29 protein-coding genes are annotated in these 24185 nt (G+C 63.4%); 17 read left to right on the top strand and 12 right to left on the bottom strand.

Features of this window, described 5'->3' with window-relative positions:
* From V5F26_RS02040 to V5F26_RS02020, 5 genes are all read right to left on the bottom strand, one after another.
* Nucleotides 1-813, bottom strand: a complete 813-nt coding sequence (locus V5F26_RS02040; RefSeq protein ID WP_394947600.1) for an ABC transporter permease — start codon at nucleotides 811-813, stop codon at nucleotides 1-3.
* A 72-nt stretch (nucleotides 814-885) separates the two neighbouring features.
* The gene (locus V5F26_RS02035; RefSeq protein ID WP_394947599.1) at nucleotides 886-1899 is read right to left on the bottom strand and encodes an extracellular solute-binding protein; all 1014 of its coding nucleotides are present in this window, start codon (nucleotides 1897-1899) and stop codon (nucleotides 886-888) included.
* A complete protein-coding gene (locus V5F26_RS02030; RefSeq protein ID WP_394947598.1) occupies nucleotides 1896-2945 on the bottom strand; it encodes a substrate-binding domain-containing protein in 1050 nt (349 codons plus the stop codon). The genes V5F26_RS02035 and V5F26_RS02030 overlap by 4 nt, the downstream gene beginning before the upstream one ends.
* Nucleotides 2946-3283: 338 nt before the next feature.
* Nucleotides 3284-4041, bottom strand: a protein-coding gene (locus tag V5F26_RS02025; RefSeq protein ID WP_509210533.1) for an IS5 family transposase whose coding sequence is annotated in 2 segments (ribosomal slippage) — nucleotides 3284-3705 and nucleotides 3705-4041 — 759 coding nt in all. Because the reading frame shifts where the segments join, the coding sequence is not laid out codon by codon here.
* Between the two features lie 25 nt (nucleotides 4042-4066).
* The gene (locus tag V5F26_RS02020; protein ID WP_394946809.1) at nucleotides 4067-4204 is read right to left on the bottom strand and encodes a DUF6538 domain-containing protein; all 138 of its coding nucleotides are present in this window, start codon (nucleotides 4202-4204) and stop codon (nucleotides 4067-4069) included.
* 252 nt (nucleotides 4205-4456) lie between these two features.
* On the opposite strand from V5F26_RS02020, the gene V5F26_RS02015 reads away from it, so the two are divergent.
* The gene (locus V5F26_RS02015; protein WP_394946808.1) at nucleotides 4457-5758 is read left to right on the top strand and encodes a tyrosine-type recombinase/integrase; all 1302 of its coding nucleotides are present in this window, start codon (nucleotides 4457-4459) and stop codon (nucleotides 5756-5758) included.
* Between the two features lie 143 nt (nucleotides 5759-5901).
* Here V5F26_RS02015 and V5F26_RS02010 read toward each other — a convergent pair whose 3' ends face one another.
* Nucleotides 5902-6168, bottom strand: coding sequence for an addiction module antidote protein (locus tag V5F26_RS02010; protein WP_394946807.1), 267 nt, complete (start codon nucleotides 6166-6168; stop codon nucleotides 5902-5904).
* Nucleotides 6169-6200: 32 nt separating this feature from the next.
* A complete protein-coding gene (locus tag V5F26_RS02005) occupies nucleotides 6201-6395 on the bottom strand; it encodes a type II toxin-antitoxin system RelE/ParE family toxin (RefSeq protein ID WP_394946825.1) in 195 nt (64 codons plus the stop codon).
* Between the two features lie 631 nt (nucleotides 6396-7026).
* On the opposite strand from V5F26_RS02005, the gene V5F26_RS02000 reads away from it, so the two are divergent.
* The 3 genes from V5F26_RS02000 to V5F26_RS01990 all read left to right on the top strand — a co-directional run bounded on the left by V5F26_RS02000 (nucleotide 7027) and on the right by V5F26_RS01990 (nucleotide 11930).
* Nucleotides 7027-9792 (top strand): calcium-binding protein, encoded by a 2766-nt coding sequence (locus V5F26_RS02000; RefSeq protein WP_394946806.1) that lies wholly within the window; start codon nucleotides 7027-7029, stop codon nucleotides 9790-9792.
* Between the two features lie 342 nt (nucleotides 9793-10134).
* Nucleotides 10135-11160 (top strand): hypothetical protein, encoded by a 1026-nt coding sequence (locus V5F26_RS01995; protein ID WP_394946805.1) that lies wholly within the window; start codon nucleotides 10135-10137, stop codon nucleotides 11158-11160.
* 68 nt (nucleotides 11161-11228) lie between these two features.
* The gene (locus V5F26_RS01990; RefSeq protein WP_394946804.1) at nucleotides 11229-11930 is read left to right on the top strand and encodes a hypothetical protein; all 702 of its coding nucleotides are present in this window, start codon (nucleotides 11229-11231) and stop codon (nucleotides 11928-11930) included.
* A gap of 47 nt (nucleotides 11931-11977) precedes the next feature.
* Here the strand turns inward: V5F26_RS01990 and V5F26_RS01985 are convergent, their stop codons facing one another.
* Entirely contained in the window at nucleotides 11978-12223 is a 246-nt protein-coding gene (locus V5F26_RS01985) for a helix-turn-helix domain-containing protein (RefSeq protein WP_234050711.1), read from the bottom strand.
* 181 nt (nucleotides 12224-12404) lie between these two features.
* On the opposite strand from V5F26_RS01985, the gene V5F26_RS01980 reads away from it, so the two are divergent.
* The 7 genes from V5F26_RS01980 to V5F26_RS01950 all read left to right on the top strand — a co-directional run bounded on the left by V5F26_RS01980 (nucleotide 12405) and on the right by V5F26_RS01950 (nucleotide 16309).
* A complete protein-coding gene (locus tag V5F26_RS01980; protein ID WP_394946803.1) occupies nucleotides 12405-13415 on the top strand; it encodes a helix-turn-helix transcriptional regulator in 1011 nt (336 codons plus the stop codon).
* Between the two features lie 153 nt (nucleotides 13416-13568).
* Nucleotides 13569-13934, top strand: coding sequence for a hypothetical protein (locus V5F26_RS01975; protein WP_509210532.1), 366 nt, complete (start codon nucleotides 13569-13571; stop codon nucleotides 13932-13934).
* Nucleotides 13935-13959: 25 nt separating this feature from the next.
* Nucleotides 13960-14463 (top strand): hypothetical protein, encoded by a 504-nt coding sequence (locus V5F26_RS01970; protein WP_394946801.1) that lies wholly within the window; start codon nucleotides 13960-13962, stop codon nucleotides 14461-14463.
* Nucleotides 14464-14564: 101 nt separating this feature from the next.
* Nucleotides 14565-14780, top strand: a complete 216-nt coding sequence (locus V5F26_RS01965; RefSeq protein WP_394946800.1) for a hypothetical protein — start codon at nucleotides 14565-14567, stop codon at nucleotides 14778-14780.
* Nucleotide 14781: 1 nt separating this feature from the next.
* Complete coding sequence (locus tag V5F26_RS01960; RefSeq protein ID WP_394946799.1) at nucleotides 14782-15291, top strand: hypothetical protein; 510 nt, start codon at nucleotides 14782-14784, stop codon at nucleotides 15289-15291.
* Nucleotides 15292-15542: 251 nt separating this feature from the next.
* A complete protein-coding gene (locus tag V5F26_RS01955) occupies nucleotides 15543-15710 on the top strand; it encodes a hypothetical protein (protein WP_394056701.1) in 168 nt (55 codons plus the stop codon).
* A gap of 53 nt (nucleotides 15711-15763) precedes the next feature.
* Nucleotides 15764-16309, top strand: a complete 546-nt coding sequence (locus V5F26_RS01950; protein WP_394946798.1) for a hypothetical protein — start codon at nucleotides 15764-15766, stop codon at nucleotides 16307-16309.
* Here V5F26_RS01950 and V5F26_RS01945 read toward each other — a convergent pair.
* From V5F26_RS01945 to V5F26_RS01935, 3 genes are all read right to left on the bottom strand, one after another.
* On the bottom strand, nucleotides 16299-17195 hold the full coding sequence (locus tag V5F26_RS01945; protein WP_394946797.1) for a hypothetical protein: 897 nt from the start codon (nucleotides 17193-17195) through the stop codon (nucleotides 16299-16301). The genes V5F26_RS01950 and V5F26_RS01945 overlap by 11 nt on opposite strands.
* On the bottom strand, nucleotides 17196-18440 hold the full coding sequence (locus V5F26_RS01940) for an MBL fold metallo-hydrolase (protein ID WP_394946796.1): 1245 nt from the start codon (nucleotides 18438-18440) through the stop codon (nucleotides 17196-17198).
* Between the two features lie 588 nt (nucleotides 18441-19028).
* Nucleotides 19029-19568: a hypothetical protein gene (locus V5F26_RS01935; RefSeq protein WP_394946795.1), complete on the bottom strand. Its 540-nt coding sequence runs from the start codon at nucleotides 19566-19568 to the stop codon at nucleotides 19029-19031.
* A 1-nt stretch (nucleotide 19569) separates the two neighbouring features.
* Here V5F26_RS01935 and V5F26_RS01930 point away from each other — a divergent pair, with 1 nt between their 5' ends.
* The 3 genes from V5F26_RS01930 (at nucleotide 19570) to V5F26_RS01920 (ending at nucleotide 20706) form a co-directional block, all read left to right on the top strand.
* Complete coding sequence (locus V5F26_RS01930; RefSeq protein ID WP_238123355.1) at nucleotides 19570-19761, top strand: DNA-binding protein; 192 nt, start codon at nucleotides 19570-19572, stop codon at nucleotides 19759-19761.
* A 77-nt stretch (nucleotides 19762-19838) separates the two neighbouring features.
* Nucleotides 19839-20144 (top strand): hypothetical protein, encoded by a 306-nt coding sequence (locus V5F26_RS01925; RefSeq protein ID WP_394946794.1) that lies wholly within the window; start codon nucleotides 19839-19841, stop codon nucleotides 20142-20144.
* A 292-nt stretch (nucleotides 20145-20436) separates the two neighbouring features.
* A complete protein-coding gene (locus tag V5F26_RS01920; protein WP_394946793.1) occupies nucleotides 20437-20706 on the top strand; it encodes a hypothetical protein in 270 nt (89 codons plus the stop codon).
* A gap of 427 nt (nucleotides 20707-21133) precedes the next feature.
* On the opposite strand, the gene V5F26_RS01915 is transcribed toward V5F26_RS01920, so the two are convergent.
* Nucleotides 21134-22003: a hypothetical protein gene (locus tag V5F26_RS01915; protein WP_394946792.1), complete on the bottom strand. Its 870-nt coding sequence runs from the start codon at nucleotides 22001-22003 to the stop codon at nucleotides 21134-21136.
* Nucleotides 22004-22231: 228 nt separating this feature from the next.
* On the opposite strand from V5F26_RS01915, the gene V5F26_RS01910 reads away from it, so the two are divergent.
* The 3 genes from V5F26_RS01910 (at nucleotide 22232) to V5F26_RS01900 (ending at nucleotide 23926) form a co-directional block, all read left to right on the top strand.
* The gene (locus V5F26_RS01910; RefSeq protein ID WP_509210531.1) at nucleotides 22232-23161 is read left to right on the top strand and encodes a PGN_0703 family putative restriction endonuclease; all 930 of its coding nucleotides are present in this window, start codon (nucleotides 22232-22234) and stop codon (nucleotides 23159-23161) included.
* 103 nt (nucleotides 23162-23264) lie between these two features.
* Nucleotides 23265-23489, top strand: coding sequence for an AbrB/MazE/SpoVT family DNA-binding domain-containing protein (locus V5F26_RS01905; protein ID WP_234050726.1), 225 nt, complete (start codon nucleotides 23265-23267; stop codon nucleotides 23487-23489).
* Complete coding sequence (locus tag V5F26_RS01900) at nucleotides 23486-23926, top strand: type II toxin-antitoxin system death-on-curing family toxin (protein WP_394946790.1); 441 nt, start codon at nucleotides 23486-23488, stop codon at nucleotides 23924-23926. The genes V5F26_RS01905 and V5F26_RS01900 overlap by 4 nt, the downstream gene beginning before the upstream one ends.
* Nucleotides 23927-24185 lie beyond the last annotated feature (259 nt).

Genomic DNA, 24185 nt, shown 5'->3' with positions numbered 1-24185 from the left:
TCAGCCTCCCTTGGTGTCGCGCATGGCGCGGCTGCGGGCCAAGGCGAGCGCGGCCCAGGTGATGGCGCCGAGCGCGATGGAGATGGAAGCCGCCATGCCCGCATTGGTGGCCAGGGTGAATTCCGTGTAGATCAGCATGGGCACCACATCGATGGATGTGGCGAGGGTGAAGGCGGTGCCGAAGGCGCCCATGGCGGTGGCAAAACAGAGCGCGCCGCCCGTGTACATGGCCGGAAACAAAGCGGGCAGCACCACATCACGCTGAATGGCGAGCGGCCCCGCGCCCAGGGACCGGGCGGCTTCCACCAGCGAGGGGTCGAGCTTTTCGGCCGCAGCTAACAGCGTCAGCAGCACACGCGGCACCGAGAAGTAGACATAGCCCAGGAACAGGCCGAACAAAGAATAAGCGAAGATGACGCGGGTGCCGAAGGCCGCCATGCTGAGACTGTTCACGAGGCCCAGCCGCCCGCCGAACAGGATGATCATGAAGCCCACCACCACGCCGGGAAAGGCCAGCGGAAAGGTCATGAGCGAGAGCAGCAGGCCGCGCCCGGGGAACTTCCGGTGGGCCAGGGTCTGCGCCGCGATGGTGGCAAGCGTGAGGGTGGCGAGGGTGGTGACGATGGACAGCGCCAGGGTCACCAGAAGGCTGTTGCGATAACGCGCCTCGGTGAGAATGGCGAAGAAGCCGGCAAAGCCGCTTGGTCCCGTGCCCGCCTCCACGGTCAGCCGTGCCAGGGGGAGAATGAGGAAGGCCAAAGTGAAGATGGCCGCGGGCAGGATGAGCAGGACATCGAAGGATCTGCTGCGCACCGATAGCTCCTGCGTTTGGGGGAAGCGGCCTGCGGGGTGGTTCATCACCCCGCAGGCGGATGCAGGTGGGGCTCAGCGCACTTCGTTGAGGTAGCGCTTGGAGAAGTCGGCCTGCGCGGCCTGCGCGGCGGCCCAGTCCACGGCCTTGGCGCGCTCATACTCGCTCGCCGGCAGGAACTTCTCGGCGATCTGCTCCGGCATCGCCACCGGCAGAGCCGGGCGCAGATAAGCGGTGCTCCAGAACAGCTGCCCTTCGTCGGAAAGCAGATAATCCAGCACCTTCTTCGCGTTTTCCGCGTGCGGCGCGCCCTTCACCAGGGTCATCACATAAGGAAAGGAGACGGAGCCCTCGCACGGCAGCACGAACGCGAACTTGCCCTTTTCCGTATATTTGGCGCGATAGGCGTTGAAGTCGTAATCCAGCAGGATCGGGATCTCGCCGGAGACCACGCGGGCATAAGAAGTCTGCTTGGTGGTGATCGCATCATTGGCCGAGAGGGCCTTGAGATACTCCACCGCCGGCGTGAAGTTCTCGAAGCTGCCGCCGAGCGCGGTGTTGATGGCCACGGCGGAGACATAGCCCACGGCTGCGGAAGTGGGGTCCAGATAGCCCACGAGGCCGCGATATTCCGGCTTCTTCAGGTCCGCCCAGCAGGCGGGCACCGGGGCGCCGTTCAGCGCGTCCACATTCACGAAGAAGCCGAGCGTGCCCTGATGGACCGCCCACCAACGCCCCTCGGGATCCTTCAGGCCGGCGGGGATCTCGGCGAAGCGCGCCGGCTTCCAGGCCTCCACCAGATCCTGCTTGGCGGCGGAAATGCCGGCATTGATGCCCAGATAGGCGATATCGGCCACCGGGCTCTGCCGTTCCGCGATGATCTGGGCGACGGCCTGGCCGGAATTCTTGTTGTCGCCGGGAATCTCGATGCCGAGCTTGGCATGGATCTTCTTCAGCATCTCACCCCAATTGGCCCATTCCGGCGGGCAATTGTAGCAGATGGCATCGGCCGCGCGCGCCTGGGGCACGGTGGCGGACATGAGCCCGATGGCGGCGGCGAAGCCGAGGGCTACGAGTTTGGCTTTCATGGGGAAATCTTTCTGGCTGACGGACGGGGGGAGGGGGAAAGAACGGCGCGGGAGCGCGGAGGAGCGATGGTCTCCCCCGGTAGCATCACCACGTCGGGCTGGAGCTGCTGGGGCGGCTTGTGGCCGGCGGCCATGTCGAGCAGCAGCGCCGCGGCCATCACCCCCATGGCCTGCGAGGGCTGCATGATGGTGGACAGGCGCGGCGCGATGTGGCGGGCGAAATCGATTCCATCGAAGCCCACCACGGAAATATCCTCCGGCACCGAAAGGCCGGCGCGGCGGAGCGAGCCGATGACGGTGACCGCCAACAGGTCGTTGGAGGCGATGATGGCGGTGGGGCGGACAGTCGCGACCACGTCGGTCAGGTCGATATCCTTGGCCGCATCGATGAAATCCACCTCGATCGGGGGCAGGGGCGTGAGCCCCGCAAGGTTCAGGGCGTCGCGATACCCCTCATAGCGACGGGCCGACCGGTCGGATGAGAAGAAGTTGCCGCCGACGAACACGATGCGCCGGTGCCCCATGGCGATCAGCTCATCAGCCATGCGATGCACGGCCGCGCGATTGTCCACGCAGACGGCGGCGATGCCCCTGGGCGTGCCTTCATTATAGATGGTGACCACCGGCAGCCCGGCGCTGCTGGCGCGCCGCAGCGCCACGCTGGTGACGGGGTCGCACACCGTCATCACCATGCCGATGGGCCTCTCGCCGATCAGCGCGGCGACCACCGCCTCTTCCTGGGCGGGGTCGTACTTGGACTGGCCCAGGATGGTGGAGAGCCCATGGGCGCGCGCCCGGCGCTCGATGCCATCCACGGCTGCGGCGAACACCGGATTGGTGAGGCTGGGAATGAGGATGCTGATGATGGGCCGGGTTTCCGGAAACGCCCGGGCGATAGGAAAACCAAGTTCCAGAGCCGCCCGCACCACGCGGCCGCGCATATCCTCGCTGACCGGCCCGTTGCCGGTGATGACCCTGCTGACGGTGGCGGCGGAGCATCCCGCGCGCGCCGCCACATTGCGAACTGTGACATCCGACGAGTTCATTGCCCTGACCCCGCCTTTCCTTGCAGGGCCGCGGCACGCGGCCCCCTAAGGCGCTGATCTAGCAAACGACTCTATTGTCCCGATGACAGTGTTTCAGTCCGTTTCAGCGATGGCGTGGTGAAATAATAATATGTCATGTCCGCGTCGCGGTCGTGAAATCGTGCGGCATCGCAGCGCGTAAATAGAAATACTGTCGAGATAAGCGCGCGGTTCGCGTGATTTTCGGCCCCATGCGCAAGCTTATGCGGTCACGCCAAAGGGTGCGGCGGATGTCGAGTCTGTGCGCCATCTGGATCTGTGGGGCACAGTGGAGCGCGGCTAGGCTCAGGACTCGTTGATCACAGCCAGAAGAGCACCGTTGCAGCGAGGGCGAGCACGGAGAAGAAGACGGTTGGGCATCGGTCGTAGCGGGTTGCCACGCGGCGCCAATCCTTGAGGCGGCCGAACATGATCTCGATCCGGTTGCGGCGCTTGTACCGGCGCTTATCGTATTGGACGGGCATGGAGCGGGATTTGCGGCCTGGAATGCAGGGCTTGATGCCCTTCTGCTCCAACGCGTCTCTAAACCACTCGGCGTCATAACCCTGATCGGCCAGCATCCACTGCGCCTTGGGCAGATCGTCGAGCAAGGCCGCTGCGCCGGTATAATCGCTGATCTGACCGGCCGTGATGAAGAAGCTCAAGGGGCGGCCATTGGCGTCCGTCACGGCGTGCAGCTTGGTGTTCATGCCGCCCTTGGTCCGTCCGATCAGCCGTCCGGGCCCCCCTTTTTTACCCCAAGGCTGGAAGCTGTGCGGTGGGCCTTGAGACAGGTCGCATCGATCATGACGGTCTGCGGCTCGGCCCTCTGGGCGGTCAGGCCTTCCATTATCCGCGCGAACACGCCCATCTCACTCCACCGTTTCCAGCGATTATACAATGTCTTGTGCGGCCCGTATTCCCTGGGCGCATCCCGCCAGCGCAGCCCGTTCCGGTTGACGAAGATGATCCCGCTCAGCACCCGCCGGTCATCGACCCGTGGTTTGCCGTGGCTCTTGGGAAAATACGGTGCAAGCCGCGCCATCTGCTCGTCCGTCAGCCAATACAGGTCGCTCATGCTCAGTCTCCTTATGGAGCCTGAATCACAGCGACGCCTGGCAATCAATGGGTCCTGAGCCTAAAGAGCGTCGGACCAGCTTGCCGAATCTGTCAACCAGGTGAGACGGGACGCGACGTTGGAACGTCCAGCCGGATGGCCTGCGCCAAAGATGGGTCGGCATGGGTGTACAATTCCGTGTACAAGCCCATTTGGCGGCAGATAGATATGCAGGAAAATCACGCCGTTAGGCGATTGGCGCTCCCAAGGGGACTCGAACCCCTGTTTTCGCCGTGAGAGAGGGAAATCTGGGACGCTCGCGGACCCGCGCGGATCAGGCTAGTCCATTTTAGACCAATATGTTAGATTGAGAGCGTTCGCGGAAATCCGCTCGCATTCGCCCTCAGATACTCCCCAAAATCTTCCCATTCTTCCCATGGCCCGCACTGTCCGAGACACTGCCCTCGAAACTCGTACCGCCCGAGCCCGCCTCGCCGTGCGCGGGGAGCCCTATTGGAAGCAGATCGACGGCGGGCTCGCCCTCGGCTATCGGCGTAAGAAAAGTGGCGGAAGCTGGCTTGCCCGGCGGTGGGATGGGGAGCGCAAGCGCTACACGGAACACGCGCTCGGCTCGGCGGACGACGTACAGGATGCTGATGGTGCGGTTCACCTGTCCTTCAGCCATGCGCAGGCGGCGGCCCGCATCTGGTTCCAGGAAGAGGAGCGCCGGGCGCTGGGCCTCGCCGTTGCGTCGGGCCCCTACACGGTGGCCGATGCGTGCGATGACTACCTCGCCCATTATGTGGGGAAGGGCGGCCGGTCCGAATACGCCACCCGCCGGGTGATTGAGATCCATATCCGCCCGTCCCTCGGGGGCGTTGAGCTGGCGAAGCTGAGCACGCGCCGCATCCGGGATTGGCATCGCGGCGTCGCCACCGCACCCAAGATGGTCCGTACCAAGAGCACCGCCAAGGAGCGGGCTACCCGGATGGTGGACCAGGACGATACGGACGCGGTGCGCTCGCGCCGCGCCACAGCTAACCGCATCCTCACCGTGCTCAAGGCGGCTCTGAACCACGCTTGGCACGAGCGGCACATCAGCAGCGACGAGGCGTGGCGGGTGGTCAAGCCCTTCGCGGCGGTGGACGCGCCCGTGATCCGCTACCTCACTGCCGCCGAATGCGCACGACTGGTGAACGCGTGCCCAGGGGCGCTTCGTTCATTGGTACGCGGCGCGCTGCTGACGGGTGCTCGCTACAGTGAGTTGGCTCGGCTGAAGATCGCAGACATCAACCTCGACTCCGGCACGGTCGCGGTTCGCGAAGCAAAGGGCGGCAAGCCTCGACATGTCGTTCTGACGGAGGAGGCCACGGCGCTTTTCCGCAGCCTGGTTCACGGCAAGGAGGGGAGCGCTTTGGTGTTCGAGCGCGACGACGGCGGCCCCTGGAAACCCGCGCAGCAGACCCGGCCACTGGCGGAGGCGTGCACGGTGGCGAAGATCACGCCGGCCATCGGCTTCCATGTCCTCCGCCACACCCATGCCAGCACCCTTGCGATGGCAGGGGTGCCAATGGCGGTCATCGCCGCACAGCTCGGACACGCGGATACGCGGATCACCGAGAAGCACTATGCCCACCTCGCGCCGTCCTACGTTGCCGACACCATCCGGGCGGCCTTTCCGAAGCTTGGGATCGTACCGGAGAGCAATGTGAGGGAATTGGCTCCAAAGAAGGGATGACACGTAGACTTACGCGGTGTCGTCATCGACAGAGGTGCCGCTTCTTCCACTCGGAGCGCGATGATGCACCATGTCTTGGCATCCGGTACTCGGCCAGGATGTCGGACGCAGTGTGCCTCCGCAAGTCAGGCGAGCACTCCCCTTCAGGCTGCTTGGTTCGGTGCCTCGGTCAGGTGAAGGCCCAGGGCGCCGATCACTTTCATAATGGTGGCCAACTCGGGGTTCCTCTCCGCGCTCAGCGCCCGGTAGAGGCTCTCCCGCGAGAGGCCCGGCTTCCGGGCCAGCTCGGTCATGCCCTTGGCGCGGGCGATGTCGCCCAGCGCGGCGGTGAGCAACACGGAATCGTCTTCTTCGAGCACAACCTCCAGAAACACGACAATACTCTCGTCGCTGTCGAGGTGTTTGGCCACGTCCCAGTATAGTGGTTTTGATGGCCATCGCTTCAATCCTTCGTCGCGCGCGCCAGCACCTTCGCTGCGTCTATATCTTGGGATTGGATGCCTTTGTTCTGGCGATACAGCAGGATCATCAGCACCTTGCCCCGCTGGACGAAATAGACCCAATAGCCCGGCCCATAATGGATGCGCATCTCGCGGACGCCTTCGCCCACCGGCGCCGCGTTGCCTGCATCGCCGATGGTGAGGTGCTCGATGCGCGCGAGGATCTTCGTCCGCTCTCATGTCCCGAAGCCCGACGAACCATCTCGCGTAAGTCGCGGTCTGTCGGATTTCGATCATGCCGAAAATGTAGCCCATGGGCTACAAGCTACCCATGTCCCGGAGGCCGTCTTATGCACCATTCGACCTGCGACCGGAATTGACGTAGCGCCGGTGTATAAGTTCAACCCACGAGAGAAATGCGGATTGCCATTGGGTCGGGCGCACCCTGGCGTACGGCAAGATCGTGGAGACGCATGAGCTGGTTTCGCAGACTGACGGGTTTTGAAGAGGCCTTCTGTCACGACACAAAGGACCGGCTGGAAGCCTGCACTTCCGCGCCAATGGCCGCTCCTTCGGCATCGGCACGCTGGTGTCGCTTTCGCGATCGATCTTCCGAAGATCCTCCACCTGTCATAGAAACCCGCTCGGATGCAACCTCCCGGCTTGTGGCCGAGCTTCCGCACGCCTATTGGGTGTTGCAGATAGCGGACTTTCAGACAGGTGGCTTGAGTTGAAGCTTCGTGCAGCGGGGACGGAGAGGCGTGAGTTCATTTCTCCTCCAGCAACCTGCTGCGACCTGTCTCCGATTGATTTTCAGGGATTTGAACCATGGCGACGTTGAGCGGCACGGATGCGAACGAGACCCTCTCCGGCGGCAGCGGAAACGACACCATCTACGGCTATGGGGGCGCCGACACTGTCCTCGGTGATGCCGGCGACGATACGTTGGATGGCGGAGCCGGGAATGACTGGGTCGACGGTCAGGTCGGGAACGACATCGTCGATGGTGGCGATGGCGACGACAATGTCTATGGCGGCGATGGCAACGACACGGTGGAGGGTGGCGCCGGCAATGACACGCTCTATGGCGGCACCGGCAAGGATACGGTCAACGGCGGCATCGGCGATGACACGCTCAGCGGCAATGCCGGCGACGACATCCTGAACGGCGGCGCCGGAAACGACATCCTCAAAGGTCACTATGGCATCGACACACTGACCGGAGGGGCCGGAAAGGATACATTTGTTTTCAATACGAGCATCGGCACTGCGGGTGAGGCGGATATCATCACCGACTTCTCGGTGGCTGACGACACGATCGAGTTGGACAATTATGTCTTCATCGCCCTCCTCACCACCGGCACCCTGAGCGCAGACCAGTTCCATATCGGCTCGGCCGCTCACGATGCCAGCGACCGGATCATCTACAACTCGGCCACCGGCGCGCTTCTTTATGATGCGGACGGCACGGGCTCCGGCGCCGCGGTGCAGATCGCCACGCTCTCGACCGGCCTTGCGCTGACGAACGCAGACTTCGTCGTGACAGGGACCAACGCGGTCCGCACCCTCTACGGCACGAGCGGCAACGACACGCTCACGGGCGACGCGAGCTACGACACCATCTTTGGCTTGGCCGGCGATGACATGCTCAGCGGCGCTGCCGGCGACGACATCCTGAACGGCGGCGCAGGCAACGACACCCTCGCGGGCGGGACCGGTGACGACACCTATGTGGTGGACTCCACCCGCGACGTGGTGATCGAGGCCAACGGCGCGGGCACCGACACAGTGCAGAGCTCGGTGTCGTTCAACATGGAGGGACAGGAGCTTGAGTACCTGATCCTCACCGGCTCGGGCGCCATCAACGGCACAGGCAATTCTCTCGCCAATGTCATCACCGGCAATTCCGGGAACAACGTGCTGAAGGGCGGCGCCGGGGGCGACACCCTCAACGGCGGAGCCGGCAACGATACGCTGGATGGCGGGGCCGGGATCGACATGCTGATCGGGGGAACCGGAAACGACACCTATGTCGTTGATTCCTACGGAGATACGGTGACTGAGGCCAGTGGCGGCGGCACCGATACGGTGCGCACGACGCTGGCCGGCTACACCCTCGGCACCAATGTGGAGAACCTGGCGTTCATCGGGACCGGGGCCTTCACCGGAACCGGCAATGCCGCGAACAACACCATCACCGGGGGTACGGGCGACGACAACCTGATCGGAGCCGACGGCAATGACCGGCTGCTTGGCGGCGACGGCAATGATTGGCTCTATGGAGACTGGTCAACTGGCGTCGGCGGCGATGACCGGCTCGATGGAGGGACCGGGAACGACAATCTGGTGGGCGAGGGTGGCAACGACACTCTCAACGGCGACGACGGGGACGATGTCCTGAACGGGGGCGCGGGCAACGACATCCTCAATGGTGGAGTCGGCAACGACACGATGGATGGCGGAACCGGCAACGACACCCTGAACGGCGGCTCTGGCAACGACACATTGATCGGAGCCGATGGAAAGGACCGCCTGATTGGGGGCGATGGCGCTGATTGGCTCTATGGGGACTGGGCGTCCGACATCGGTGCCGACGACCGGCTCGATGGTGGCTCCGGGAACGACAATCTGGTGGGAGCGGGGGGCAACGATACCCTCAACGGTGACGACGGCAATGACACCCTCAACGGGGGCGCGGGCAACGACATCCTCAATGGTGGAGCCGGCAACGACACGCTGGTCGGCGGTGCAGGCAACGACACCTATGTGGTGGACAGCTCCCGCGACAAGGTGGTGGAAGCGTCCGGCGAGGGCACCGATCTCGTGAAGTCCGCGGTCTCCTACACCCTGGCCACCAATGTGGAGCGGCTGACACTGACCGGCACGGCGGCCATCAACGGCGTCGGCAACAGCCTCGCCAACGTCCTCACCGGCAACAGCGGCAACAATGCGCTCGACGGAAAGGCGGGTGCCGACACGCTGACCGGCGGCAAGGGCAACGACACCTATGTGGTGGACAACGCCAAAGACAAGGTGGTGGAGAAGGCGGGCGAGGGCACTGACCTCGTGAAGTCTTCGGTCACCTACACGCTCGCGTCCAACGTCGAGAATCTGACGCTGGTCGGCTCCGACGCCATCAACGGCACCGGCAACACCCTTGCCAACGTCATCACCGGCAACGCCAAGGCCAACACGCTGAAGGGTGGCGCCGGCAACGACAAGATCACGGGCGGGTCGGGCAACGACAAGCTCTATGGCGAGGCCGGGGCGGACACCCTCACCGGAAGCAGCGGAGCTGACATCTTCGTCTATACCGCGCTCGCCGACTCCACCTCGAAGAGCTCCGACACGATCACCGACTTTTCCGCCAAGGCGGGAGACAAGATCGATCTGTCTGCCCTCGACGCCAGGAGTGCCACGAAGACGAACGACGCCTTCGTCTATATCGGCACGAAGGCGTTCTCGGGCACGGCAGGGGAATTGCGCTTCGCCAAGGGCGTGCTCCAGGCCGACGTGAACGGAGACAAGACGGCCGACCTCTCCGTCAAGCTCGCGGGGGTGTCGTCTCTCGCCTCCGGCAGCATCGTTCTGTAATCGCCGCGAGCACCTTGCAGCCCCGCGCCATTGCGCCGTCTTCGGCGAGATCGCGCGGGGCATCGGGAACGGCTCAATTGAGAACATGGGGAAGGGTACGGTGCCTTTGCTCATCCGCACTGTCTTCGGCCAGCGGCGATAGTGCGGTTTTCCAATGACGTCGAGTGGATCGCAGCCGCGCTTGTGGCTCCCGAACTGTTGAATCCGGGTGGCTCGTCTCACGCACCAGCTGACCTGCGACCGGAATTGACGCAGGCGGGGTGTATAAGTTCAACCCACGAGAGAAATGCGGATTGCCATTGGGTTGGTCGCACCCTGGCGCACACCACATCGCGGGGACGCATGAGCTGGTTTGGCAGACTGACGGGCTTTGAAGAGGCCGGCTATCACGAGACAAAGGACCGGCTGGAGGTCCGCGACGGACACCTGCACTCGCGTGCCAATGGCCGGTCCTTCGGCATCGGCACGCTGGAGCTGGTGTCGCTGGACGAGCTGCGCCGGCGCGCCGTGGTGCCGGGCGACACGGGCGGCCTGAAGGTGGACTTCATCCAGGCGGATGCCCGGCGGTTGCATCGGCGGCAGGAGAGCGCCGGGGCGCTGTTCCAGGTGGCATCCCAGTTCAACCTTTTGGAGATGATGGATTACCGCGTCACCCCTGAGCACGGTGTCGCCGGCTATGAAGGTGACCCCACCCAGGGGCCAGCCTGCGCCATTGCGGCGGGTGCGGCCACCATCTTCCGCAACTATTTCGTCCCCGTGGGTGACGGCATCGGCCAGACCCGCGACCGGCAGCTCGACGGCCTGGCGGACCTGGGCGCCCGTCTTGGCATGCTGACGGCTCGACCCGTGAGCGACCTGTGGGAGATGCGCAACGGCTACGCCCTGTGCACGAAGGACGGTCTCGCCGCCATCGACGCGGCCGTGGCGGGTCTCCACGCCGAAGGATTGGACACCCTCCGTGGCCTGCTGCGGATCGGTGTGCATGCCGATGTGGAGGTGACGGATGAGCCCGAGACACCCGGCCAGAGCGTGACGCAGGCGTTCTGCTCGGCTTTGCCGGTGAGCTACCAACGCAGCGTGCCCAAGGCGCTGTGGGCCACCTTCGCGAGCCTGGTGCTGGAGGCCGCCTATGAGGCCACCTTGCTCTGTGCCCTGGAGAACCTCGGGCGCGGCGGTTCCCAACGCGTGTACCTGACCCGGCTCGGCGGCGGGGCCTTCGGCAATGACGACCGCTGGATCAACGACGCCATCGTCCGCGCCCTGGAGCTGGCGCAGGCGTGGCCCCTCGACGTACGCATCGTGGTGCGGGACCTCAGCGGGGTCGAAGAGCTGCGCTCGAACCTGAAGGCCCGGGGGCTGGCTTCATAGCGTACAGCAGCAGGTATCGCCCCGGCGCCGTGCCACAACCGTTCCATCGCTTTCCTGGGTGTCCTCGCATGTCCGCCAAGAAAATCGTGGTCTATTACCGTACACGCCCCGGCGAGCCTGCGGCGTCCACTGTGGCGCTGGACGAGCAGAAAGCCGCCGTCGCGGCCGACCTCGCACAGCGCGATGTCACTGTCATCGACGAGTTCTGCGAGACGGATGACGGCGGGCTGGTGCGTCCGGCCCTGGCGGCGGCGCAACGGGCCTGCAACGCAGCCGGCGCGACCCTGCTGATTGCCAGCGTCGAGGCCATCGGCCGGGGGAACCCGTTCGTGCCAAAGATCTCCAGCGTGCCGATGACGTTCCTGCCGCGCACGCCCGAGCCGTTCGGCAGCCTCATCCCCTGTCCCGCCGGTCGTGGCGAGCAGGTGGCCTTATGGCTGCGGCGGCACGGGGATGACAGGCGCCTCTCCGTCTGCCTTGCCAATCCGGGGGCGGCCCCACTGACCGAGATCGAGAAGGGGGCAGCCGGCTTCACCGCGAAGCTTCCCGATCCCGAGACAGGCGGGCCGCTCACAACCTCGGTTTCGACCGGGAGCTTTCCAAGCCTTCCCGCCGGCCACTGCCTGGTCGTCGATACCTACGATCCCCTGGCAGATGGCGATGACGTCACCTCCTATGAGGTGAGCTTCAATGATCACCACGGTCAACGTCGCACGGGACGGATCTATGTGGACTCCGGAGGACCCAAGCGCTTCTGGATGCCGCTTTAGATGACCGCTCAAGCGGGACTTTCCCGGGCCCCGGCCGCCACGCCATCTCACTCGGCCGGCACGTCGCGCACCTGCCGGAGCAGGCCCAAGGGGTCGACGCCGATGGCTTCGGCGAGCGCCAGGAACTCGATCACGTCGATGCGGCGCTCGTTGCGTTCGATGTCGGCCACATAGGATTGCGGACGGCCCAGCCGCTCGGCCACGGCCGCCTGGGTGAGGCCGGCCGTCTTGCGCGCTTCGATCACCAATTGGCGCAGGCAGGCATAGCGGGGCTGGCGCAGGTCACGCGGCACATCGAGCTTCCGATCCCCAATGGGATTTCGACGGGAGCCGCTCAGTTAATCGGCTTTTCGGATAATCGAGATTTCAGATAAAATGCCGCATTGTGCCTCCACTGACTCGCCCTCAAGTTGCGGCGCCGCAACGTCAGGCACGGGCGGGCGGAAGGCGGAACGGAAAGGGCGGATTCATCCCATGGTCAGCAAGGACAGGAAGCCCACTGAGGACAGCCGCTTCAGCAAGGTGAAGGTCGCCCTGGACCTGGCGCTGTACCTTGCCGCGAATACCAGCGGCCGGACCATCGACGACATCCAGCAGGAATATGAGCTGTCCCGCCGCACCGCCGAGCGCATGCGCGATCTGGTGGAGGAAGCCTTCGGCGAACTGGAGCGCCTGCCGGACTACGAGTCGAATGGACCGAAGGTGCGCTACCGCCTGCCTTTGCCCAAGGGCTTCAGCTTCCTCACCATGCCCACGGCGGAAGAGCTGGCGGAACTCAGCAATCTCGCGGAGGCCATGCGGGCCCGCGACCCCGCACGGGCCGACCTGCTCGACAGCCTCCGGCGGAAGATCGGCGCGGCCCTGCTGCCGAAGGAGGCGTTGCGCCTTGACCCGGATATCGAAGCCCATCTGAGCACGGAGGTGTGGGCCCATGTGCCCGGCCCGGCGCAGCTCTGCCGGCCCGAGGTGCTGAAGACCATCCGCCACGCCCTTCTGGCCGAGCGCGCGGTGGAGGTCCGCTACCGCAAGATCGGGGAGGAAGAGCCGCACCTCTATCGTCTCGTGCCGTTCGGTCTCATCCTGGGCACGCGCCACTATATCGTCTCGGGTTTTCTTGACCGGCCGAAGCCCCATCTGCTGCGCCTCGACCGCATCGACCATGCCATCGAGCTGGACGAGCCCGGCCGCCGGCCGGAAGGGTTCGACCTTCGGGCCTATGCGGACCGTTCCTTCGGCTTCTTCCAGGAAGAGCCGGAGCGCATCGAGCTGCTGTTCGCTCCCGCCGCTGCCGCCGAGGCCCGCAACACCGCCTTCCACCCGACGCAGGAGATGCGAGAGCTGGAAGATGGGCGCCTTCAGGTGACCTTAGAGGCCGGCGGGCTCATGGAGCTGGCGCACTTCCTGGCCCCCTGGCGTGACCATGTGGAGGCGGTGCGGCCGGAACGTCTGCGCAGCTTGCTGTCACAAACTGAGCGAGCAACGTGAATAGGGGGCACCGCCCCCATTCGTGCGACCCAGTAGGAGCGCGTCAGGATGACCACAGAGCAACAGACTGACGGCGGTCCCCTCCCTTCATCGGAGAATGAGGCCCAGGGGAAAGACGCCGCCATTCCCTGCGTTGGCATCTTCTGGTTCGTGATGCAGGCGGGCCGCCCCGAGCTTTTCACCTGCCGCACACCGTGGCCGGAGGCGGAGGACTATGGCGACTTCAAAACCGAGGCGATGGCCCATTACGACTTCTGGCCGAGGCTGCGGAAAAAGCTGAAGCTCATGGGCGAATATGAAGACTGGCCGCGCGGACGCGTTGTCTATCATGTCCGCGATGAAGTCTTCACCGCCTATATCGACCGGCAACTGGCCGGCGACAGCTTCCGCGCAGCGATCCTCCAAGCTTTCCGCCTGCCACCCAAGCGGACCCGTTTCGCCTTCGATGCCCATTACAGCGGCGCGAAATTCAAGGTCTCGGGCCAGCCCGCCAGCTCCGGCGCACCGCCCACCTGCTAACGCTCTTTCAGAGAAAGGCCGTCACATGACCTTCACGCGACGCCCGATGACGCCTGACGAGGAAAAGGCCGCGCGTAACTTCATTGCCAAGTTCCAGGAAAAGGCGCTCCGCCGGGCCGCCCTTCGCAAAGCGGGCGTACCGCAAGTGGCCATCTTTTGGGTCACCAAGATCCTCGGAAAATTTGAATTCCTGTCTCAATCGACGCCTTGGCCCGAAGCTGAGCCGGCCGGTGAGAATTGGGTGGAAAAATTTGCCCACCACAAGGAGTGGGATAGCCGTAAGGCAATGTATAAACTGGAAGGTGTCTGGACCGACTGGCCTCGGGGGCGAGTGAACTATAACCAGCCATCCGGCCTCTTCACAGTCTTCGCCGACCCACAGCTTGTGACGCCATATTACCAGAGCCAGATTCTGCGGAAATTCTCGCTTCCGGCTGGAGCGACGCGTTTCCAGCGAGACCCGCACTACGACGCAAAATTGCAAATTCCAGCAACTTTGGACCCTGCCAATGAGGACCCAACCCTCTGACCGCTCCCCGCCCGAGCGGGCCCTCTTCGCCTTCGACGCCCATTCCGGCGGCGAGAAGTTCAAGGCATCTTGAGCTTCAGGCTGGTTCGAGCGTCCATAAGATGGTGGGAAGATATCGATTTTCAGCGCCCTCAACGAAGAAAGAGCTGCGTGCGCGCTGGGCGGGCCATGGCGCAGCTCAAACAGCACGCAGGCTGGCCGAGGACAAGACCGCCCGGCGCAAGCTGCAAGCCATTGAGTTCATTCGCACGCGACCGCAGTCTGCGAATGACTGGCAGGCGGTGCGCCGGGTCAAGATCGCCAAAGAAAGGCGGTGAAATGTCTTTGCCCCGACTTCCCGTGGATCCCGCGGAGGAAGATGATGAGGCCGAGCGTGCGATTATCGCACAGATTCAAGCCAAGCAGCGACGCCGGGCGGCACTCCGGCAGGCCGGCATCCCAGAGGTGGGCCTCTTCTGGGTCACCAAGGCTTTGGGAAAATTCAGGCTCCTGTCAAGATCAACCCCCTGGCCAGAAGCCCAGCAAATGATGGAATACTGGGTTCAGGAACATGCCCATATAGAAGAGTGGCCTGGGTATAAAATTAAGTGCGAACTGGAAGGCGATTGGGCGGATTGGCCGCGTGGCCGGGTGATTTATCACGAGCCTACGCATCAGTTCACAGTGTACGCCGACGTGCAGCTCCTGACGCTATACTACAGGTGCCATCTTCTACGGGAGTTCTCTCTGCCGCCTGATGCGACGACGTTCTTACCGGACCCGCACTACGACGCAAAATTGCAGATTCCACTGACTTTGGGCCCAGCCAAGGAAGACCCGGCCGTCTGACGGCTACCCACGCGAGCGGACCCGCTTCGGCTTCGGTGCCCATTCTGGTGACGCGAGGTTCAAGGCATCGGGGCCGCCCGCCCGCTCCAGTTCATCATGAGGTTCTGGCCGATTTTGGCGTCCCTAACACATTGGAAAGAGAGAGACTTTCTTGGGCTGTTCGACGAAGAGAGGGCCTTACGCACGCGCCGCGGGCTACAGCACACACCAAGAAAATATGGACATGAGCCAATAGTTAATGGAGTGTTAATATGACAAAGAAAAAGTATATTTCCAATAAAGAAAATATAGGAGATGGCAAGGGGAACGCTCGCCTGCCGCCCGATGCCGTCAATCCCTACAGAATTTCTCCAGAAGTGAAAGCGTCTTACGAAAAAGTAAGGAAAATTTTGGACGAGGCGCTTCGCAGGCTGGCTTGAGGGTCTAGCTCAGGCCCGCAGACGTGCCGTCAAAAACCACGAGATCGATAAGGATGGCGAACGATATGACCCTCTCCTGGCCCGTGCGCATCATCGACTTCGAAGCGAGTTCCCTGGAGGAGCGTAGCTATCCCATCGAGGTGGGCCTCGCGATGTGGCCTCGGAAGGACGCCCCCATCACGGTCTGGTCCACCCTGATCCGGCCCACCGACGATTGGCGCAGCTTCGGCCATTGGAGCCTGGCGTCACGACGGGTGCACGGTATCGCCATGAGCGAGCTTTCGGCCGGCATGGCCGCGCAGGATGTCGCAGCTCTGCTCAATGAGAAGCTGGGCGGTGGCCTCGTCTGGTGCGACGGCGGCCCCTATGATGCCTATTGGCTGCGCACCCTGTTCACCGCCAGCAGCCTGAAGCCGAGCTTCTCCCTCGGCAATTGGTCAGCCCTCCTGCTCAGCCTGCCCGATGCGCGCCGTGAGAGTGCCATGGCCGCGCTGGAAGCAGAACCGCCCCGGCACCGGGCCGGGGCGGACGCAGAGCAGCTCATGCGGGCGCTGGCGGTGGGAATTGCCACTCCTTTGGAGGAAACGCCTACAGCTTGATGCCGTCCGGCTCACCGCGGCACAAGATGGCGCCCGTGCCGAGCACATCCTCCAGTTTCACCTTCAGAGGCTCCCACATATTGTCACGCTGAAGAGCATCGTAGCCATAGACTACCAGCCGCACGTCGGCGGGATCAGGAAGTAGCAGTTTGACCTTCTTTTCCGCCACCTGCCTAATTTCGTCCGACACGGTTCGTGCCTGCTGGCTCATCGTTTCGAAAGCCAACAGGTTCTCCGCGATGACCTGATAACTGTCCAAAATGCCCGGAGCATGCGCGGCCAGCACTTCGACATAGCCTTTGATCTGCGTGACCACATTCTTTTCGCCAGTGGTGCGCAGCTCGGTGTTGCTCAGCACTTTCGCTTCCCAGAAGACAAGCTTCACCCCGCTATCGGCAGGCTTGAAAGCTGCGATATCAATGCGCGGCACGCTATGGCTGCCCGGCTCGGCGGGGAAGGCGATCTCCACATCCACCACGTTGGGATTGGCATTGACGATGGCCTGAACGCCCGCCTTTTCGTCCCCCGCGAACAGGCCGGCGGCCTTCTTCAGCTTGGGCAGCGTCTCGCCGGGCACATAAATGCGGGTCAGAGCGTCGAGACCATCCAGCGCGAAGGCGCCGGTCTCGGTGTCGAGCGCCACCTGGCCGGAAAGGTCGGGATCGAGCAGATACTTCGGATGGGTGGTGGCGATGATGCGCTCGTGCTTCATCTCCACCTTGAAGATGGACTGCCCGCGCCAATAGACGTTGAGATAGTCGTCCCGCACGCCGATGACGAGGCTCTTGTCCTGGAGCACGTCCCGCCACCAGCCGGGCCGGGTCGCCAGATCAGCCAACGCCTCGATCATGCCCTTCTTGCGGATGCCACGCTTGAACTCAGCCATTCACACCTCCCACCATTCGCCGTCGCGCCGCACGACGACATTCTCGAACAAGGACGGGAACCGATCCGCCTCGAAGGTGTGGATCGGCACCAGGGCCTGCGGCGCGATGGCGCCGGCAAGCCGTTTCAGATCGGGGATGGCCGCATGGCCCGAGGTGTGGATGACCTCGAAGCCGATGCCCTGCGCCTTCAGTGCCGCAAGGAGGGCGGCCGTCTTCTCATCCTTCAGATAGCCCGCCCATTGCGACCAGACGGCATGGGCGCCCGCCAGGCACTGGGCCTTCACGAGGTCATCGAGCAGGCTTCCGCGGAACAGCACGACGTATCGTTCAGGGTGCGCGGCGAGATCCTCCGGGAACACCCGGCCAGCCTTGTGGCGCTCGATCAGGTCGAAGCGCTCGGCCTTCTTCACCTTCACCCGCTGGTGCCAGGACGTGAACACCGCCACCTCCGGCCAGGAGGTTTGCGGGATGGTGTCCTTCCCGGTGGCGTGCAGCATCTCGGCCGCGTAGAGGTCCACCACCAGGGTGCGCCCGTTGCGCTTGGCGGCGCGGAAGATCGTCACCACCCGGTCGATGTTCTGCGCCGAGGCAGCCACCAGCACCATGCCGGGCGTGCGGCCGATGACCTGGGTCAGCTCCGTCTCGATCTCGGCCTCGGTGGGAAAGCGCGCCTCTTCATCGAGCCGGCCGAGGCTGGAGCCCTCCATGAGCATCACGTGGATGTCCTTGGGCGGGCGATTCACCAGCCGGTCGAACAGGGCGCCCTTGCGGCCATGGCTGCGGATGTCCCCGGAATAGAACAGCCGCCGCCCGCCGGCTTCCACCGTGAGGGCATAGGCGTCGAAGGCGGAGTGGTCCACCAGATGCGGCGTGACGGTGAATGGACCGAGCGCGAGCGACCGGCCATCCTCAAGATGGGCGGCCGCCTTCAGCGCCGGCACGTCCTTGATGAAGAAGGACGAAGCGGCGAGGATGCGCTCGGTTCCCGCGCCCATGAAGACCGGAGGCGCCCCGGTCGCATGGCCGAGCAGCCCCCAATGGTCGCGGTGACCATGGGAGAGGACGACCCCGAGCAGGGAGGGATCAGGCGCGGCGAGACCCGCCACCTCCGGCAGCACGACAGGAACATCGGGCTCGGCATCGAGCGGCAGGCCGCAATCGAGCAGCAGGCGCTGCCCCTCGGTTTCCAGCTCCACTGCCGTCCCGCCAATCTCCTTCGTCCCGCGATGAATGCGCACACGCATAAGCGGGCCTCAGAGCTGGGCTGCGGCGATTGCCGCCGCGGCTGTTTCTCCACCCCGCCATCGTCCTGTCGCGCGCATGTTCCGCCCCCTGTTATCGCATGGGTCGGAACGGTTACCACACACCTACGTCAATCTTGGGCGTAGCAGGATGATTTCCGGCGCCTGCGCACGCAAAAAGTGTGATTGGGCAGCTGGCCGGGAGCAAGGCGCCCGGCGCCCCTGCTGGCGCAGTCGCGGCGGCATTTAAGAACCGCGCTCGTACATGCAATTCGACAGTGAATGCTGCGAAATAATCCGAGTAATTTTTAGCTCTCACCTGTTGAGAGAGCCCGGCCCCTTCAACGGTGACGATCTCCGGCCATCAGCGCCTCTCCCATGGCTGCACTTGCCAGGAACAAGCCGAGGACAAGAGCACCAGCAAGCATCAAGACAACAGCGATCGTGCTCATGAATGTTCCTCGTCGGACGGGAAGCGGATGCGGGGATGATATCCCCGTGCCACGTCATTTTCGGTCGGTGCTTCCGGGTTTCGCAGCCAGAGCGAGAAGGCAGGGTCGCTCCCGCGAAAAATGACGCCGGTCCACCGCCTCAGCGGACCGGACACGCAAAAAGCGCGATCCGGCCGTTGATCGGCGCCGCCGGGGCAAAGATGTGCATTTCCAGTTCCAGGGTGGCGTCGGACGTGCGGACGAAGGTGAGAAGCCCCTCGCTGCCTTTGGTCTCGCCAATGTCGCAGGTCATCACCCGCTCCTCGCCGCCATAGAAGGTCCGTGTCGTCTTCGTGCGGCAGGCAAGCTTGTTGAAGACGAACCCCTCGAAGTTCACGACGCCGCTATGCTGGGTGTCGCCGCACCCTGCCGGATTGTCGGCCCAGCGGCCGTAGGTCACGCCTTGCTGCGCGGAGGCCTCGCCAGCAAAGAGCGCTACTAAAATACCAACAACTATCGCTGATCGCAGAATTCGCGCCACGCCGGCCTCCGCTCCTGCTGCACGCCCAAGCAGGTGCAGCCCAGCGGGAGCGTAATCGCCTGCTTCGTCAGAACCGGGCGCGCCAATTTTTGTCCGCCTGCGATGAGTCGGCGGAAAAGCCGCTTCTATATGGGCCAGTGCCACATCAACGGAGATCACGATGGCACAGGCAGACGGGCACGGCGCCCTTTCCATTCTTGAGTTCTGCAAGTGGGCCGGCATCGGCCGCACCTTGGCCTACAAGGAAATCGAGTGCGGCAAGCTCCGCATCAAGAAGGTGGGCCGGCGCACCCTCATCACCATGGATGCGGCGCGCAATTGGCTGGATGCTTTGCCCAGCGGCGCCGGGTGAGTGCGCCTTCCATGCCGCCAGCACGACACGGCCCGACAATTGACGCCGCAGCCTCCCACACACCGAAAGACATCACCATGCAGAACCAAGCCCTCCCCGCTGATTGGATCGGCGGACACGACCCCATTGGAGATTTCATCGAGATGTTGGAGATCTTCAACATCCCCTTCACAATGGATGACGACATGGAGGTGTTCAAAATAAAGGATCTGACGTTCTACCTCACCGGTGGGCGGATCGTCCGGCACGGCTACGGCCTGCTGCCCGAACGAGGCATCGACGCCTTGCTGGCGCTGCTGGGCCGCAGCCGGGACGAACTCCCACCTGAGCCCACATTCAATCCCGGACCATGGGGACCTTTCGGGCCACCCACGAACACCTGAGACCTTCGACAAATCGCACTCTCACAGCCTCCGCTGCCGTTCAACCCGGCGCGGAGGCTTTTATTTTGCCCAGCGGCACGGCGCGAGGGCACCCCCGGCAAACGAGACGCAGGTCAGCACTACTCACGCGCGGCGTCGCGCACCATATTCGCAATACCCCCCTGCGATGATGATCGCCCTGCCATCCTCTCCCTCTCCCTCTCCCTCTCCCTCTCCCCTGACCATCTGCCCCAGATCATCCATGCCCTGGTGCGCTCTGCCACCACCTCGGCAGCAGGAGGAGAAAACCAAAATGAGCAGAAGCATTTTCCCCAGCGACGCGCCGCTGCCCGATGACCCGCCCCGGATGGTTCATGCCATCCATCGCCTGAACGCCCTCGGCATCGGCTTCGAGCGCAAGACCGCCTATCAGCTCAAAATCGACGAATGGAATTTCTATCCCGGCCGGGGCACCATCGTCCGCGACGGCCACCCCGCCGCTGAACCAGACCGTGGCCTCGCCGCCTTGCTGGCGCGCTTGGAGCACCAAGACCGAGGCCGACCCGCCTCCAATCGCGCTTAGCCACGCGGACCATTCATAACGCATTGTAATTCTGTCTCTTTTGGCGCTCGATTTCTGTAAAGACGAAACGGAGGCTCCCTATTCATGAAGATCCAAAAAACGGAGCCATTCACACCACCACCCACCAGACATGCACGACACGACAGTTTGCTGAGGAACCGCTCCATCGAGGCCGCCGCACCTGCCGTTCCTGGGTCTTCATGCCGTCACCGGCACGCGGCAATCGCGGACGCACTGTGCAGCCGTGCCAGTTAAGAGCCCGCCGGGGAGGGCGCATATGTATGAATTCATCTGACACAGCAAATGACCCGCAGCGGACGCACTCCACTGCGGGTCGATTCAGTCAACTTGGCCGTCACATCCACAGCTCTCCAGCCTGGGTACTTCACGGAACTGGGATCGAGCCGACCGGATATCCTGCCCTGATCTAAACAAGGTCCATCGAGTCCAATGCCTTGAGTGTTTCTCTCAAAACTTCATTATGGTCAATCAGTCCGCGCCTGTACTCGCTATCCTGATATCGATACTCAGGCCTTACGTTGAGCATCGTAAATGGCGGCTTATATCCGGCGTCAGCTTGGGCCTTTTTCCCCATCGCACGAGCAATTCGCAATCGTTTTATGTCAATGCTGCCCGTTTCGCTGCGCGACACGGCCGCAAGCTTGTTGGTGTCAAGCTTCTCATAACCCTCTCCCTTTGCCTCGCCTTTCAGCAACCTTGGGTCAAGGCCTTTCATGCAATACTGAAACCAGCGCCACTGGCTATGCACAGCATCCTGTTTATGGGTTCGCAGGAAAATGAACCCCTTCGTGCGCCTTGCATTAGCCGTATCACTATTGATGTCACTCAGCCACCGGCGAAAATCGTCCCGGTATTTGTCCGGGATATGAAATGACATGTGCGTATGATATCCATTATGCTTACCGTGTTCATTGACCGCGTAATAATATGCTTTCATTTCTCGATGAGCCGCGAATTTTCGGAATCGGTCCAAGACCCGATTGAGGGCTCCATTCATCTGGATGGTGCCCTCGTAACCGGCAAGGCGCCAAGAGAAGGTAACCTCGGCGTTCAACACAGCGCCCTGATAGTTCGCAAACAGGATGCCTTCGTAAAGGCGACACAGTTCATCTCGGCTGATGTAGCGCGTGGGCCGCCTCAGCCTCCCGCACCACGCCATGTCGCCCCTCGCCCCGGTCACACGAAGGGCAGGTGCAAATGGCCCCATGAACTGCCCACTGGACTGGGTGGAAAGTTGCGGGAGAATTACTGCAGAGGAGAACGAATCGAAGGACATGAAAGCGCCTCACAGGAGGTTGGCGAAGGCGCCCGGAATTTGCCGGACAATAAATATAGAGTTTTGGAAGCCGAATCAGACGGTCGCGAAGCTGCGTAATGTTGTCGCAGGGCGACAGGAAATATCGTCACTGATCAGCAATCAGGTGACGAAATGTCTGATAATACATATGGTTATGAGAACTCACTTCTCCCTATTGTGCCTCGTGAGATTCTACAACGCTATCATGTGAATGAGCTGGGTGACACGCGCTTTGCGAGCTGCGCCCGCCTGCTTCAATCCATCTGGCGGGAAAGCCGAGGCCTGGCGCCCGGCTGGCATCGGAGCCGGGACGGACGCCAGCGCATCCTCGGCAGCCGCCTCGATCCAGACGACGCCCGCCGGGGCCGCAACCTCCTGACCCCAGACATCGCCCGCCTGACCCGCCGCGCGACGGCCTATCGGGAGATCGGCGCCTTCATCGAAGAGCAGAGGCTGTGGGAGAACCTCCTATCGAGCCAGCCGCTCACCTTCAACCTGTTTGCCCGCTGCCAGACTGCGCCCGACCACGGCCGCGCGCTCTTCAACCGCCTCTTCCCCGGCTTCTTCGGCGAAGTCAGGAAGCTCGCCTTCGAGCACTCGCCCGGCCGGGGCGACCCCACCTATCTCGGCGACTACACCGCCTTCGACCTCTTCGTGAGCGGCCTTGCCCCGGACGGTCATCCCGCCTTCATTGCCATCGAAATGAAATATTCCGAGGCCATGCGCCAGCCGGGCCGAAGCAGCACGGCGCGCTACCGGGAGCTGACCCGCACCTGCGCCCTTCACCTCGATCCTGAAGCGCCAGGCCTCCTGGCTGATCCGCTGGTTCAGCTGACTGCTGAACACCTCCTCGCCGCCCTCATCCGCGAACGGCTGGGGCCGGGCGCCCGCGCCATCTTCGTGGTCATCGCCCCTGCCGGCAATCGCGACGTCTGGAATGCCGTGGACCTCTACCGCACCATGCTGGCCGACCGGACTGACAGCGTGCCCTTCATGGCCCTGCCGCTGGAGGCCGTGATTGCGGCTATCGGCGAGACCGGGGACCCTGACCTCGCCGCCCGCCTGCACGAGCGCTACACCGACTTCACGCCGGTTCATCGCCTGATCGAGGATTGGGAGCCGTTCACCGAGGAGTGAGCAGAACCGAGCCGATCCGCTCCCTGCCTGGCGCAGCCGAGCGGACTGGCCTTGACGCCGCTATATGGTTCATACAATCGTTCATACAGAAGGGAGCACGGTCATGGTTGCGCTGAAGCTTGGAAAGATCGGCAACTCGGTGGGCGCGGTGCTGCCCAAGGAGGTGCTGGCGCGCCTCAAGGTGGGCCAGGGCGACACCCTCTATCTGACCGAGACCCCGGACGGCTACCACCTGTCGCCCTACGAGCCCGAGTTCGAGGCGCAGATGGAGGAAGCCCGCAAGATCATGAAGAAGCGCCGCAACGTGCTCCGGGAACTCGCGAAATGAGCGGCCCCCATCGGGGCGAGCCGCGCTGGGTGAACAAGGCCGTCGTGCTCGCCGTTCATGACGCCCAGCTTGCAGAGCATGGTGGCGGCCGGGGCGTGCGGGACGAAGGGTTGCTGGAGACGGCTCTCGATCGTCCGAAGAACCGTTACCACTACATGCAGCCGGACGAGGCCGCCGGAGCGCAGGTGTCCACCTCCGACATGGCGGCCCTGGCCGCCGCCTATGCCTATGGCATCGCCAAGAACCACCCGTTCGTCGACGGCAACAAGCGCACGTCCTTCGTGGTGTGCGAGCTGTTCCTGGCCCTCAACGGCTATGAACTCGCCATGGACGACGCCACGGCAGTGACCACCTGGCTGGCGCTGGCCGCAAGCGAGCTGAGCGAAGACAAACTGGCGGACCGGATCGCGCCATTGATCCAAGAGGCAGCGGATTGAAAACTCACGGCCACGGCGGCTTCATACCCTGACGAGGTACCGTGTATTTCGGCCCCCGCCGCCTTTTTATATGACGTGAGCCGAAGCACTCCCGCCCGGCAGCGTCTCATCCCTGGCCTGGGTCCCTCTGCCTCAAGACCAACAACAGACCTCTTTCTTGCCATCTCTTCTACCCCAGCAGCTTCTTCCGCTGGGCTCTTCTCTCGGCCTTCTCCGTAAAGCCACCCAGGCCGGGATGAGACGCTCTTCTCACGCGAGA

Origin of the sequence: Xanthobacter variabilis, from assembly GCF_043831965.2 — a bacterium.
In the GTDB taxonomy this organism is placed as follows: domain Bacteria; phylum Pseudomonadota; class Alphaproteobacteria; order Rhizobiales; family Xanthobacteraceae; genus Xanthobacter.
This window is presented reverse-complemented; position numbering and strand designations above follow the sequence as displayed.